The 14,514-nt window shown below is 68.3% G+C and carries 7 protein-coding genes; 4 read left to right on the top strand and 3 right to left on the bottom strand.

Going from position 1 to position 14,514, the window contains the following annotated elements; translation table 11 throughout:
- Window positions 1-37: 37 nt before the first annotated feature.
- Complete coding sequence (locus tag AQJ91_RS05070) at window positions 38-1,246, top strand: glycosyltransferase family 2 protein (protein ID WP_067016773.1); 1,209 nt, start codon at window positions 38-40, stop codon at window positions 1,244-1,246.
- A 53-nt stretch (window positions 1,247-1,299) separates the two neighbouring features.
- On the opposite strand, the gene AQJ91_RS05065 is transcribed toward AQJ91_RS05070, so the two are convergent.
- A complete protein-coding gene (locus AQJ91_RS05065) occupies window positions 1,300-2,559 on the bottom strand; it encodes a phospholipase D-like domain-containing protein (protein ID WP_067016771.1) in 1,260 nt (419 codons plus the stop codon).
- Between the two features lie 224 nt (window positions 2,560-2,783).
- Between AQJ91_RS05065 and AQJ91_RS05060 the strand changes: the two genes are divergently transcribed.
- Both AQJ91_RS05060 and AQJ91_RS05055 read left to right on the top strand, forming a co-directional pair.
- Window positions 2,784-9,263 carry an RHS repeat domain-containing protein gene (locus AQJ91_RS05060; protein WP_079084681.1) on the top strand — a complete coding sequence of 2,160 codons (6,480 nt, stop codon included), beginning with the start codon at window positions 2,784-2,786 and terminating at the stop codon, window positions 9,261-9,263.
- 116 nt (window positions 9,264-9,379) lie between these two features.
- Window positions 9,380-9,568 (top strand): hypothetical protein, encoded by a 189-nt coding sequence (locus AQJ91_RS05055; RefSeq protein ID WP_067016766.1) that lies wholly within the window; start codon window positions 9,380-9,382, stop codon window positions 9,566-9,568.
- On the opposite strand, the gene AQJ91_RS05050 is transcribed toward AQJ91_RS05055, so the two are convergent.
- Window positions 9,546-11,639, bottom strand: a complete 2,094-nt coding sequence (locus AQJ91_RS05050; RefSeq protein ID WP_067016763.1) for a hypothetical protein — start codon at window positions 11,637-11,639, stop codon at window positions 9,546-9,548. The genes AQJ91_RS05055 and AQJ91_RS05050 overlap by 23 nt on opposite strands.
- Window positions 11,640-11,776: 137 nt before the next feature.
- Window positions 11,777-13,180 carry a polysaccharide pyruvyl transferase family protein gene (locus tag AQJ91_RS05045; RefSeq protein WP_067016761.1) on the bottom strand — a complete coding sequence of 468 codons (1,404 nt, stop codon included), beginning with the start codon at window positions 13,178-13,180 and terminating at the stop codon, window positions 11,777-11,779.
- 183 nt (window positions 13,181-13,363) lie between these two features.
- Between AQJ91_RS05045 and proB the strand changes: the two genes are divergently transcribed.
- On the top strand, window positions 13,364-14,491 hold the full coding sequence (gene proB, locus AQJ91_RS05040) for a glutamate 5-kinase (protein ID WP_079084680.1): 1,128 nt from the start codon (window positions 13,364-13,366) through the stop codon (window positions 14,489-14,491).
- Window positions 14,492-14,514 lie beyond the last annotated feature (23 nt).

Below are 14,514 nucleotides of genomic sequence, written 5' to 3'. Positions count from 1 at the left end.
CGATACGGGGGAAATATCCCGTCGACAAGGGGGAAACGTGACCGCCACGCAGCCTGATGTGACTGTGATCATCGGGGCGTACGAAGCGATGCCGTATCTGATCGAGTGCCTGGCATCCGTCGAGGCACAGACCATCGATCCGACGCGCATCGAGGTCATCGCGGTGGACGACGGGTCCACGGACGGCACGGGAGCGTTCCTGGAGGAGTTCGCGGCCCGCGCTCCCATGCCGGTGGCCGTGATCCGGCAGGAGAACTCCGGCGGGCCCAGCGGCCCGCGCAACGTCGGCCTCAGCAAGGCGGCCGGGCGGTACGTGTTCTTCCTGGACGCCGACGACCGGCTGGGCCCCGAGGCCCTGGAACGCATGGTTGCGATGGCCGAACGCAACGGCACCGACGTCGTGCTGGGCCGGATCGAGGGCGTCAACCGCACGGCGCCGAAGTCGATGTGGGGCAAGACGGTGGACCGTACCGACGTCTTCTCGTCGAACATCAAGTTCACGCTGAGCGCGCAGAAGCTGTTCCGCCGTGAGCTGCTGGACCGTCACGGCATGCGGTTCGACGAGTCGTTGTGGACCGGCGAGGACGCGCTGTTCACGATGGAGGCGTATCTGCGGGCCGACGGCGTCTCCGTGATCGCCGACTACACCTGCTACTACCTGGTCGGCCGCGACGACGGCAAGCACGTGACGAAGAGCGGCGGTTACGCCCTGCGCTTCGACTCCGCACGCGCCCTGATGAACCTGATCGCCGAGCACGTGCCCGCGGGGGAGCGGCGGGACACGCTCATGGTCCGCCCCTTTCTCATCACGCTGCTGCCGCAGTTCGGGCCCAAGTACCTCAAGGACGGCGAGGAGGTCAGGCGGCGCAAGTTCGAGCTGGCCGAGCCGCTCACCGACGCCTACTGGACGCGGGGTGTCGCCCGCCGCCTCAAGGTCCACGAGCGGCTGCGTCTCCAGCTGGTGGCCTTACAGCGCCCCGAACTCCTGCTGCCCGTAGTGGAGTTCGTCAAGGCGAAGAAGCAGCCGGCGGCCCTCCTGGAGAAGAAGGGCCGCCGGCTCTATCTCGCCTACCCGCACTTCCGGGACGCGGCGGCGGGGTTACCCGACGAGGTCTACCTCGCCGCACCGCGCGAGGCCCGCGCCTTTCCGGGGTACCGGGAGGGCGGCGCCGACTCGTTCCTGCGGCGGGCGGTGCGGAAGATGCGGCGGGTGCTGGCATCCCGCGAGGTCCGGGCGGCGGCCTGAATCAGGCCCCCGGGGCACGGCCCGCCCCGGCAGACCTGGAGCCGGGCGCCGTGTCAGCCGCCCCCGGTCGTGCCCGTGACGCCCTTGCAGGCGTTGGTGTTGTCGGCGGTCCCGGGGACCGCCGCCGCCTTCACCGTGGTGAAGTTGGCGACGTAGGCGTCGTGGGCGGTGTTGCTGTCGACCTTCATCAGCGCTTCGTCGTTCTTGGTCAGGGCCGGGCCGGAGTAGTTGTGGCTGCCGGTCCACAGGACCTTCTGGCCGGTGGTTCCGTTGTACTTGCCCTCGATCAGCAGGTACTTGGAGTGGATGATGCGCGAGGCGGTCGTAGAGTCGTTGTCGTCGTCCCAGTTGTAGCAGCGCAGGGTGGGGCCGCCGGAGGCGTGCAGGGTTTCCCAGGTTCCACTGGAGGAGCCGCTGTCGGTGACCGAGTAGACGATGTCGACCGAGCAGCCGTTCTGCTTGAGTTCGACGAGTTTCCTGGCCACTGCCAGCCGGGTGAGCTTGAACATTCCGACCCGCACCTTGGTGCTCTTGCTGGTGCCGTTCTCGGTGTACGTGCAGGTGACGTTGTCGAGGACGCCGGTGATGGTGTCGCCCGGTGACGGGTCGGTCGCGGGACGCGGGTAGAAGTACACCTTGTACGGGCTGCTGGTGGTGTAGCTGTAGGCCCAGTTCTCCCAGTCCTGACCGACCAGTTTGCCGAAGTAGTTACGGTACGCGGTGTAGACGGCCGAGTTGTTGGCGACCACGTACGCGTCGTTCCAGAACCGGCTGTAGCTGGACGGCGTCATGTTCGACGACGTCTGCACCACCACGTTGTACGCGCCGTCGAGCTGTGAGAACAGCCAGAACTTGTTGTGGTTGATGGAGTTGCCCAGGGACGGATCGCCCAGGCAGGACTTCTTGACCGGGCAGAGGCCGACGAACGAGCTCTGGGTGGTGGTGGTGCCGAGCGCGTTGCTCAGGATGCCGTACGACGGATTGCTGGGATTGCTGCTGACGCTGCTCTCGTCCAGCATCATCTGGACGTCGACGCCGCGGGCGTGCGCGTCCGCCAGGGCCTGGGCCAGCTCCGCGTCCCAGAGGTGGTAGACGGAGGCCTTGATGGAGGAGTCGGCCGGCGACTGACCTATGTAGTCGAGCAGTTGAGAGCGTATCGCCTGCTGTTCGGCCACGGTGCCGGTCGGGTTGTTGAAGACCGGGCCGGAGGTGACGGTGGCGGAAGCGTCGCTCGCGAGGCCCAGTTGGAGTCCTGCCGCGAGCGAGAGCGAGACGAGGACGGCGGCGAGACGGCCGGATCTGTGACGGGACATGAGATGCATCGAGCCCCCCGTTGTCGGAGATCGAACTGATGCCTGACGAGCGGATGTTGCCAGAGAAACGGACGAGTGAACAGAAGTGACCGTTGATGACCCCTTTATGTCCCCTTTGTTGATCTAGTCCGTGCGCTTCACCCGTGGTTAGACTCCCGCCACCCAGGTGGGGTTCGGATGTCATTGGTCCGTTCCTCTGGCATGATCATCTAACGGGGTGGGACATGAAGCCCGGTCGCCGAAGACTGTCTCTGATCCTTGTGAAGGCGCTGCTGGCCGCGCTGCTGGCCGTGGTGTCCTTCGCGTCGACGGCGCTCGCGCTGCCGTCGGGCAAGCGGCCGGAGGTACCGGCCAGACCGCTCGGCGAAGCCGTGCCGCAGCGGGTCGAAGAGGGAGTGACGAAGACTCCGAAGGTGGTCTGGCCGAAGGCCGGAAGGGCCACCGTGGACGTACCGGCCGCGGATTCCGCGCCCAGGAAGGCGAAGCCTTCAGGCGCCGAGTCCGCGGCCGTCGCCGTGCGGGCCGCGAAGGACCCGGCCCGCTCCCTGGTCGTGGGCGGTCCCGGCCGGGTCTCCGTCGAGGTACTGGACCGCGAGAAGGTGCAGCCGTTCGGCGGCGTCGGGCTCGGCCTGCGCGTACACCGCGCCGATGGTTCCGCCACCGCCGGACCGGTCGAGGTTCGCATCGACTATGCGGGCTTCGCCCATGCCTACGGCGGCAGCTTCGCCGACCGGCTCCAGCTGACGCGGCTGCCCGCCTGCGCCGCCACCATGCCGGACGAGCCGTCCTGTCGTCAGGGCACCGTGGTGGCCGCCCGCAACGACACCGAGAAGCAGACCCTCACCGCCACGGTCGAGGCGGCACCGGACGCGGCGAACTCGCTGCTCGCCGCCGAAGCGGTCACCTACGCGCTGACCAGTGGCTCCTCCTCGGACAAGGGCGACTACCGGGCCACCCCTACCAACCAGTCCGGCAAGTGGAACGTCTCGCTCGGCTCGGGTGCCTTCACCTACAGCGTGCCGATCGAGGTTCCGAAGCCACCGGTCGGCACCGCCCCGGAAGTGGCCCTGACCTACAACTCCCAGTCCATCGACGGCCGTACCTCGGCCTCCAACAACCAGGCCTCCTGGGTCGGCATGGGCTGGGACCTCAACGTCGGCCACATCGAGCGCAAGTACAAGAACTGCATCGAAGACGGCCACGGTCCCGCCCAGGGCCAGCAGTGGGGCGACCTGTGCTGGGACTCGCCCAACTCCACGAACGATCCCAACGGCGCCGTCTACCAGATCACCCTCGGCGGCGAGAGCTCCGAGCTGATCCAGGACAACACCGGCACCGGTTCCTTCCACATGAAGGACGACAAAGGATGGAAGATCCAGAAGCTCAACGGCAACCCCAACAACCCCGACAACAACAACGAGTTCTGGGTCATCACCAAGCAGGACGGTACGCGCTACTACTTCGGATGGGGCCGCTCCGAGCGCGACACCAGCCTGGCCACCCGCTCGGTGCTCACCGTCCCGGTGATCGGTGACGACGCGGGCGAGCCCTGCTACGACGGTGGTCAGCCGACGTACTGCAACCAGGCCTGGAAGTGGAACCTCGACCGGGTCGTGGACCCCAACGAGGTCGAGACCTCCTACTTCTACGACAAGGAGACCAACTACTACCGCTCGGTCGCCGCCGCCGACAAGGCCCGCAGGTACGACGCGGCTTCCTACCTCAAGCGCATCGAGTATGGCTGGTCCTCGCAGATCTCCGGCGCCCAGTTGCCCGCCCGGGTCGTCTTCCAGCACCTCAACCGCTGCAAGGAGCGGACGCAGGAGCCGAACCCGCTGGACAACACCGCGGCGAGCTGCCCCACGATCGACTCCTCCCCGGACTCCTACCCCGACGTCCCGACGGACCTGATCTGCGACGGCTCCGCGGACGACTACGCCTGCGCCGGCAACACGTACTACCCGACGTTCTTCCAGCGCGACCTGCTGTGGGACATCGTCACCCAGGTCCGGGACAACAACGCGTCCGAGTGGGACACCGTCATGCAGTACCAGATGCGGTACGCGATGATGAACCCCGAGGGCGAGGTCGGGGGCCAGCTCTGGCTCGACTACATACAGCGCCGCGGCTACTCCGGTGACGACATCACCCTGCCCGCCATCAACTTCGACGGCGCCTGGCAGGACAACCTGGTAGGCACCGGCGCGCTCAACTTCCGCCGGGTCGAGCAGGTGGTCACCGACACGGGCACCACGGTCGACGTGACGTACGGACACTCCACGGACGACGGCGGCGCGATCGACCGCCAGTGCGACGCGAACAACCTGCCCTCCCAGTCCAGCAACAACTTCGAGTGCTTCTGGCAGAAGTGGACCCCCGAGGGGGAGACCGAACCACGCACCGGCTGGTTCAAGAAGTTCGTCGTCAAACAGGTGAGGGTCGACCCGGGCACGTACGACGAGGGCGATCCGGCCATGACCACCACGTACGAGTACGACGGCGCGCCCGGCTGGACGTTCACCGCGAACCCGCTGGTGAAGGACGAGGACGAGACCTGGTCGGTGTGGCGCGGCTACGGCAAGGTACTCGTCACCACCGGCGCCAACTCCAACCAGCACTCCACGTACCACTGGCTCTACCGAGGCCTGGACGGCGACCGCACCTCCAAGACCGACGCGTCCCAGACCCGTTCGGTGAAGGTCACCGACTCCCAGGGCACCGAGTGGACGGACTACGCCTGGCTGTCCGGCCAGACGCTGGAGACCTCGACGCGTGACAGCGACGGGAAGTCGCAGAAGCGCGAGTGGCACGAGTACTGGGTGCACAACACCGCCCAGTACACCGGCCTCCCGGACGCCCGCTTCGTCCGCGAGAAGAAGACCCGCACGCTGGAGAAGGCGTACGACTCCACCGACGCGGACCTGTCCACGTGGCGCGAGCACATCATCGAGACCGAGTACGACGACAACGAGCCGGCCTCCACCACCTTCGGCCTGCCGATGCGGGTCGACGACTGGGGCGAGAGCAGCGTCTCGGACAACCACTGCACCGAGTACGGCCGCGCCTACAACACGTCGGACATGCCCAACGATGCCACCGGCACGATCCGCTGGATGGTGTACAAGGACGACGACCGGCACTACAACGCCGGCTGTACGACGGTGCAGAACGACAAGACGGCGGGCACGCCGTTCGCCCACCTGGACCGGCGCACGGCCACCTACTACGACGGCGCGACCACCTGGGACGACAACAACACCGCTTTGGTGGACGGGAACGCGACCGAGGTACGGGTGTACACGGACGCCAATGTGGCCAACGCCCGTGTGACACGGGCCGACTTCGACGGCGCCGGGCGATACCTCAAGACGTACGACGGCAAGAACAACGCGACCACGACGGCCTACAACCCGGCCACCTCGTGGCCGGTCAGCGGAGTGGTCACGACGACCTCGGATCCGGACGGCACGGGGCCGGGCACGGCGTTGACCTCGACCGAGTACTACTCCCGCTTCTGGGGCCAGCCCTGGAAGTCGGTGGAGGCCAACGGCAACACGACCCAGGTCGTCTACGACGCCGTGGGCCGGATCTCCAAGGTCTTCAAGCCGACCGAGTCCGCCAACTACCCGTCCGGCACGGCGTCCATGACCTTCGACTACACCCTGCCCATGCAGAACGCATCGGCGGCGGTGCCCTATCAGGCGACGGGTGCCCCCCTCAAGGACACCACGAAGGAACTGCTGAGCGGCACCACGTACGCGGTTTCGCACGCCTATGCCGACGGTCTGGGCCGCGCCCTGGAGAAGCAGATCCCGGCGCCGTCCGGCACCGGCATGACCGTCGCCGTCACGCGCTACGACTCCTCCGGGAACGTGGCAGGCACCTCTCAGCCGTTCTACAACTCCGCCACCGCGGGCTCCAAGGTGGTCAACCCGCTCGTCTCCGCCCTTCCGTCGTACACGGACTTCCAGGTGGACTGGGCGGGCCGTACCACACTCAGCCAGTACCTGGCCAACGGCACCGCGCAGGCCGTGGGCAAGGTCTCCACCAGCTACAACGGTGCGGACCTGACCACGGTGACCCCGGCGATCGGTCAGCCCACCGAGGCCTACACCGACGTCTACGGACAGACGGTCAAGGTCGTCGAGCATGTGGGAGCACAGTCGAACGCGACGACGTACGAGTACACCCGCAGCGGGAAGCTGAAGTACGTCCACGACGCCAACGGCAACACCACCCACCACACCTACAACTTCGCGGGTGACCGGCTCACCACCACGGACCCGGACACCGGGAAGTCGAGCGTCACCTACGACGCGAACGGCAGCATGGTCACGTCCATCGACGGCAACAACACCGTACTGACCTACGGCTACGACGCGTTGCAGCGGCCCACGACCGTGTCGCAGGGATCCACCGTGCTGACCCGGACCGCCTACGACAACGACAACGGCACAGCGGTCACTGGTGCCAAGGGACTGGCCACGTCGACCACCTCGTACGACACGGCCGGCAACGCGTACGTTTCCAAGATCGTCGGGTACGACAAGCGAGGCCGGGTCACCGGCAAGACGGTGACCGTCCCCGGCGCCGGTGTGGGCGCAGGACTGAGCGGCACCTACACGTTCGGCTACGGGTACGACCTGGCAGACCACGTGACCTCGGTGACCTACCCGGCCATGGGAGGGCTGCCCGCCGAGACCGTGACCACGGCCTACTCCGGCCAGGGACGCCTCACCAAGGTGTCCAGCGGCCTCAGCACCTACCTCAACGGCGTCGGCTACGACGACTACGGCCGGATCATCTCCCGCTCGCTCGGCGGCTCCGGCACCGACACCAGCATGAGCCGGACCTTCACCTACGACGACGCCAACGGGACGGGCTGGCTGAAGAACGTCACCGCCAGCACGCTGACCGGCGGCACGACCACGAAGGTGCAGGACGACACCTACACCCGCAACAACAATGGAGACATCACCGCACTGCGTGAGAACGTCACCGGGCAGCAGCAGTGCTTCACCTATGACGACCTGAGGAGGCTCACCGGCGCCTGGACCCAGGCGGCCACCAGCTGCGGCACCACTCCGGCCTCGGACTTCGCCGGTCCGGACCCGTACCAGCAGCAGTACGCCTACGACAAGATGGGCAACCTGCAGGCACTGACCGAGAAGGCCTCCGCGTCGGCCGCCGCGGTCACGCACGACTACCACTACCCGGGCTACAGCGCCGACGAGTCCACGTACACCCCGGACACGGCCCGCCCGCACGCGGCCACCAGCGTGGTCACAGGGTCGAGCACCGACTCCTACGGTTACGACGACGCGGGCCAGCTGACCTCGCGGACGGTGGGCGGCGTCTCCTCGACGCTGGCCTGGTCGGCGCTGCACCGCGTCACTTCGGTGAAGACGGGCAGCGACACCACGTCGTACGTCTACGACAGCGCGGGCAACGCGATGCTGCGCAGCGCACCCGACGAGACGGTGCTCTACCTCGACGGACACGAACTCCGCAAGGCGGGCACCGCCGCCGCCCGAGCCAGCCGCTACTACAGCGCCGAGGGCACCAGCCTCGCGGTCCGCACCGCCGACAGCAGTTCCGACGGCGCACTGACCTGGCTCCTCGGCGACAGCCAGGCCTCGACACAGCTCATGGTCACCGCGGTCGGAGGCGTGGTCACGCGACGTCGCTACACGCCGTTCGGCAAGCAGCGCGGAACCACGGAGAACCTGCCGTCCACCATCGACCGGGGCTATCTCGGACAGCCCGAGGACGACTCCACCGGTCTTTCGATGCTCGGCGCCCGGATGTACGACCCGAGTCTGGCCCGATTCCTCAGCGCCGACGAGATCGCCAAGCCGTACTCGCCGCAGCAGCTCAATGCCTACAGCTATTCGGTCAACAACCCGGTGGCCTACAGCGACCCGAGCGGTTTCGAGCCGCACAACGGCGATCCGTGTCTCTACTCCCTGAGGGACTGCCCGAAGGAAGTCCAGGACTCCGTCGGCTACGACCCGAAAACCGGGACTGTCGATTACACCAAGGGGACCGCGGTCGGCGACGGGTCGATCGTCACCGGCGCTCCGCACAAGAAGGCGGTTACCAAGGAGGTGTACAACTGGCTTGCCAAGGACCTCGGATATCGCGGAAGCCAGTACATGACGCCGTACGAGGTCCATTCCTGGATCAGCAACGCGAGTGAGGACGACGGCAAACAGATCGTCTCCTTCCACTCATGCCTGGCGGAGGGAAAGCCCGCCGGTGCCTGTATGGACCAGGCGAAGGGCGGCGAGGACAAGCCCTGGTGGAAGGACTGGCGGACGCTGGCGAAGGGGGCGATCTACGTCACGGCCGCAGTCGCGGCAGGAGCATGTATCGCAGCGACGGCCGGAGTCTGCGCGGGGGCAGGCGGCATCCTGATCGCGGGTGCCATAGGCGCGGCCGGAAACGTGGCCGCGTACGGCGTCAGTGAGGGTGAACACACCGTGGAAGGAGCCGTCACCGAGGGCGTGTACGGCTTCACGGTCGGGGCTGTGGGAGGAGGATTCGTCGGCAAGGGCGCCTTGATGCTGGGTTCCACCAGCAAGTATCTGAGGGTCGGTGATATCCCCTACAACGCGATACGTAACGGCGGGCGGTTCTGGAATCAGGGAGACCACGTCCAAATAGTGAGGAATCACATGGGATTCGGCACGAAATTCCCCTGATTTCCGCAGCGGGGCGGGGTGCGAATCAACGACACTCCGCCCCGCTGTGCAGGCGTGGTAGCTTGACTTACCTATGAGTGGTGCGTAGTTGCCTGCTCCGTGCGTGGGAGTGAGATGTGACGTTCCTCGAGGTCATCAGAAAGCTGTTCAAAGGCGGCGCGGGCTTTCTGATCGCGGTCGTGTCCATCGCTTTCGTGCTCACCGTGGTCGCGCTCTTCCTGCTCCCGGAGAGACTGCACGTCCTGGTCCTGCTGGTGCTGATTCCCGCGCTCGTGCTCGTGATCAACCGGAGGACCGGCCGGTGAGGCGGGATGCCGTCTCGGCGTCGTCGTCCTGACGCTGTCCGGGGATCTCCACCGCCAGCCGCTCCGCCATCCGCACCTGGTGTTCCCGGGCCGCCGAACACAGCGTCTGTACGGCCTCGTTGAAGCGCACCTGCGACGTCGGCTCGTCCGGCCCCAGCAGGTGTCGCTTCAACTCCGCCCGAGCCTGAACCAGTTCGTCCTTCTCGGGGTGCCGCACCGCGTCCAGCAGCTCCGGCACCCCGGCCGCGTCCGGCGTCAGCACGGTCCCCGCGCGCACGGTCGGGAAGGCCTTGCGGAACACGTCCTCGGCCAGTCCGCTGGTGTTGGCCACCGCGTACGGCTTCTCGCTGGCCAGGAAGTCACTGATCACGCTGGACACGTCACTGATCAGCAGGTCGGCCCGGTTGAAGCAGTCATACAGGGCGGGCCGGGCGTCCGTGACGACCTGGTGCTCCCACTCCGGCAGCGATGCCCAGTACGCCTCCTCCCAGGCGGCCGTCGCGCGGGCCACCGCTTCCGCGCGGCCCGGTTCCGGCGCCGACTGGAGCAGCATCCGCTCGACCTGGTCGGCGCTCGCACGCATGGCGGTCGTGGTGAGGCGGTCCAACTCCTTTGTGCGATTGGCGAGTTCGTCGCCGGCCGGGGGGCGGGGGCCGGTCCGCTCCCGGTTCGCCGCACGGATCAACTCCCGGATCCGCAGATCCGCCTCGCCCGCCCGCGCATCCACCGACCCCGTCAGCGGATGCGGCTTGTACAGCACCCGTACGCCCGGATCCGCGAGCAGCGCCCGTACGAGGTTCGCGCCTGCTTCGATCACCGACGTGTTCCCGGGGTTGCCGTCCCAGCCCTCCCAGGTCGGGGCGTAGAGGACTGTGGTGTACGCACCCGTCGGCGGGCCCGCGTACGGCCGTACGGCCTCCAGCTGCGGACGCCCGACCTCCACCACGTCCTTGTCCTCGACGCCCACCTCGGCCAGCGCATACCGCTCGCGCGCCGCCGCACCGGCCACCCACACCTCGTCGTAGGCCTTCGCGTACGGGTTGCAGGACGACAGCTTGTCGCTCTCGCCGTGGTTGACGAAGGTGTGCCTGATCGTGGGGATGCGCAGCACCTGGGACGTCTTGCCGGAGTTCGACGGGTGGATGAGGACCTGGAGCGTGGACTGCTCGAGACGCATCAGGGTGGAGACCTTCGGCAGACACAGCACCGGGATGTCCGTCGCCGCGATCTTCGGCACCATGAACCGCTCGCGCAGCACGATCAGCGGCCGCCCGTCGAGCGCGGCGATGGGCTCCAGCCACATGTTCGCCTGGTACACCGAGTCCTTGGTGCCGGAGAAGTACAGCCCGACCGTCGGCCGGTACTCCGCCAGCCACGCGTCCAGCCACGCCAGCACCTCCCGCTCGCCCGCCGGACGACGGCTCGGCAGCAGCCGTACCAGGAGGTCGTACAGGCCCAGCAGCGCGAGCCCCAGGGACAGCGCGAGGCCGAGGGCCGCGCATCGCGGGTCGTCGGTGGCCGCCGTGGCCAGCAGTCCGGCCGTGGCGGGCAGGCCGAAGGCCGGCAGCCGGTCGCCGGGGCGGCGCAGCAGCACGGGCGGGGCCGGGGAGAGACGCAGCGTGGAGGCGTCGATGTTGCGGGTCACCACCGGCAGGGTGCGGGTGCGGCGGACCAGGACGGAGACGGCCTGGATCGCGCAGTGCAGCGCGTAGAACACGAGCAGCGCGGCGACGAGCGGGGCGTACGCCGTCTCCCGGTCCTGCTCGCCGAGCCGCAGCAGCGCCACCACCAGCAGCAGGTCACGCAGCACATGCCGCACGGTGATGTCCGCGTGCGACTTGGCGAACACCGACAGCATGCCGCGCTGCCAGCGGTACAGGACCCCCTCGGCGGCGAGGGACGCGGTGGTCGCGGCGAGCAGTAGCGGGATGTGCGGACGGAGGGCCGCCGCGGCCTGGGCGACGAAGGCGACGGCCAGGAGGGCGGCGACGAGCGCTCTCGCCGGGATCCGGGGGATCTGGCGGAGGGGGACTCGGATCGTGATCCGGCGGCGGGAGAGGGGTAGGGGCATTGCGGTCACTCCAAGGTCGGCGCAGGGCGTGCGCCCGGGTTAACGCGCGCCCACCTCCGGACGACACGCGCGTGTCCGTGGTGGGGCGCACTGACCGCGGGTGTTGTCGCCGCCCGGCCCTGGGAGTGACCTCCGGTCTACTGCCGTCCCGACTGCAACGCCTTCCGGATCGGCCGCCCCACCGCGCGCCGGGCCCGCCGGTAGACGGACGGCGTCGTGGCCACCGCGTCCGCCTTGCCGGCGCGGGCCAGTTCCCGCTTCAACCGGTCGTTGTCCGTGGACAGTTCGGTGATACGGCTCTGCAGCCAGCCGAACCGGGTGGTGAGCGAGTCGACGTCGGCCTCGTTCCACGGGCGGATGCCCGCCGGGAAGGCCAGCGACCGCATGCGCTGGTCGAAGGCGGCGCCGCTGTCGCCGTGCGTGAACGTGTTCTCCAGCCCGTTGCGGTCCAGGAACGCCGTGAATCGCTCGAACCGCTCCTGGTGGCCGCCGGTCAGCGCCCCGAAGTCGGCCTCCTCGTACAGCGAGGCCGGGTCCAGGTCCTCCGGCAGCTTGTCGATCCGGCGGTGCGGGATGTCGAAGTAGCGGCACAGCTCCAGCGTCCGCGAGTCTCCGCACAGCACGGTCGCAGGTGTGCCCGCCAGCAGCGCCGCGATGTTGCCGTGGATACGGGAACCGAACGAGAAGTCGAACTCCCGCAGATCGTCGATCCAGGTGACCGGGTCGACGTAGACGCGGACCTTGTCCTCCCGGTACATCGGATGGCCGGGGTGCGTCGGCATCTCCGTCACCAGGCCGTTCGGGTCCGACAGGTCCCGCCAGTGCAACTGCCGTGCGTCGCTGAGGTTCTGGCCGATGTAACGCAGGTACGGATAGCGCGCGTGGGCGCGGTCGATGACCTGGGCCAGGCCCTGCTTCTGGACCGCGTTGTGCGAGCCGTTGACCGCGATCCGGGACTCGGCCGTCAGGGCCGGCGCCCGCTTCGCCACGGGGAGTTCCTTGCCGTACAGGAACATCGAGGGGCAGCCGATCAGCTCGACGTCCTGGTACCCCAGGTCCCTGAGGTACTTCTCGGTGAACTCGCCCCGCACCCCGATCGAGGCGCTGCGGTCGAGCACCGCCGAGACGAAGTCCCGCACGGCCGGCTCCATCGGCTTCAACCGCGCCGGATCGTAGTCCAGCCCGGCCTGCGCGCCGACACCCAGCACGACCACGGGGATCCTGAGCTGCTTGATGAGCCGCGTCAGCCGCTTCAACTGCGGTTCGAACGACGGCCGGAAGGCGTTGGCGAGCGGCACGACGAACGCGTCGTACTTCTCGTTGATCCGCTCCGCCGCGCCCAGATTGGTCCGGATACCGTTCGAGACGACCTTGGTGTCCGGGGTCTCGAGGATCTTGTGGGCGGCGTCACTGAAGATCAGGTTGCCGGAGTTGGTGGCGATGACGTCACGGTGGAGGGCTTCCTCCACGGGGACGACATCGTAGGGGCTCTTCCCCGACCTCAGGAGGATCCGCTTCGCGCGGTGAACGTTCGATGGCACAAACGGCACATTAGGTTTGCCTGGTCTTTAATTTCTAGAGGCAACCAGTGCAACCTTTTTGCCGTATGCAAAACGTGAGCAAATGGTCACGCTCCGCCTGTCCGGAGGCTGGACCGGTGCGCGGCGCCGATCCCGCTTCGCGTAGATTGCCTGGCAGTCGACGTGCGAGGGGACGGAAAGCAAGTGGCAGGCGCAAGGCAGGGCGTGACCGAGGCCCGCAGGATCGTCGTCAAGGTGGGTTCCTCGTCGCTCACCACCGCGTCGGGCGGCCTGGACGCCGACCGCGTCGACGCCCTCGTCGACGTCCTCGCCAAGAGCCGCAGCGGGGGCGAGAAGGAGATCGTCCTCGTCTCCTCCGGTGCCATCGCGGCCGGCCTCGCCCCGCTGGGCCTGCGCCGCCGCCCCAAGGACCTCGCCCGCCAGCAGGCCGCCGCCAGCGTCGGCCAGGGCCTGCTCGTCGCCCGCTACACCGCCTCCTTCGCCCGCTACGGCGTCCGCGTCGGCCAGGTCCTGCTCACCTCCGACGACATGAGCCGCCGCGCCCACCACCGCAACGCCTCCCGCACCCTCGACAAGCTCCTCGCCATGGGCGCCCTCCCGGTCGTCAACGAGAACGACACCGTCGCCACGGACGAGATCCGCTTCGGCGACAACGACCGGCTCGCCGCCCTCGTCGCCCACCTCGTCCGCGCCGACCTGCTGGTGCTGCTGTCCGACATCGACGGCGTGTACGACGGCGACCCCAGCAGGCCCGGCACTTCGCGGATAGTGGAGGTAAGGGGGCTCGAGGACCTCGCGCACGTCGAGATCGGCAGCGCGGGCAAGGCCGGCGTCGGCACCGGCGGCATGGTCACCAAGGTCGAGGCGGCCCGGATCGCCGCCGCCGCCGGCATCCCCGTGGTGCTGACCAGCGCGATCCACGCGGCCGACGCTCTGCACGGCGGCGACACCGGCACCTACTTCCACGCCACCGGCAAGCGCTCCGCCGACCGGCTGCTGTGGCTGCAGCACGCGTCCACCCCGCAGGGGTCGCTGACCCTGGACGACGGTGCGGTCCGCGCGGTCGTCGAGCGCCGCATGTCGCTGCTGCCCGCCGGAATCGCCGCCGTCGAGGGCGAGTTCAGCGCGGGCGACCCCGTCGAGCTCCGCGACGGCACCGGCCGCGCGGTCGCCCGCGGGCTCGTCAACTTCGACGCCAAGGAGATCCCTCAGCTGCTCGGCCGCTCGACCCGCGAACTGGCGCGGGAGCTGGGCGCGGAGTACGAGCGCGAGGTCGTCCACCGGGACGATCTGGTGATCCTGCACCCCTGAACAGGCCGGCCACGCCACGGGCT

The organism is Streptomyces dysideae, assembly GCF_001514305.1.
GTDB lineage: Bacteria > Actinomycetota > Actinomycetes > Streptomycetales > Streptomycetaceae > Streptomyces > Streptomyces dysideae.
This window is presented reverse-complemented; position numbering and strand designations above follow the sequence as displayed.

What these genes read in the sequence shown, in the direction of transcription:
- AQJ91_RS05065 (WP_067016771.1), bottom strand. Translation starts at nt 2,559, where the DNA reads ATGTCCCGTCACAGATCCGGCCGTCTCGCCGCCGTCCTCGTCTCGCTC.
- AQJ91_RS05060 (WP_079084681.1), top strand. Translation starts at nt 2,784, where the DNA reads ATGAAGCCCGGTCGCCGAAGACTGTCTCTGATCCTTGTGAAGGCGCTG.
- AQJ91_RS05050 (WP_067016763.1), bottom strand. Translation starts at nt 11,639, where the DNA reads ATGCCCCTACCCCTCTCCCGCCGCCGGATCACGATCCGAGTCCCCCTC.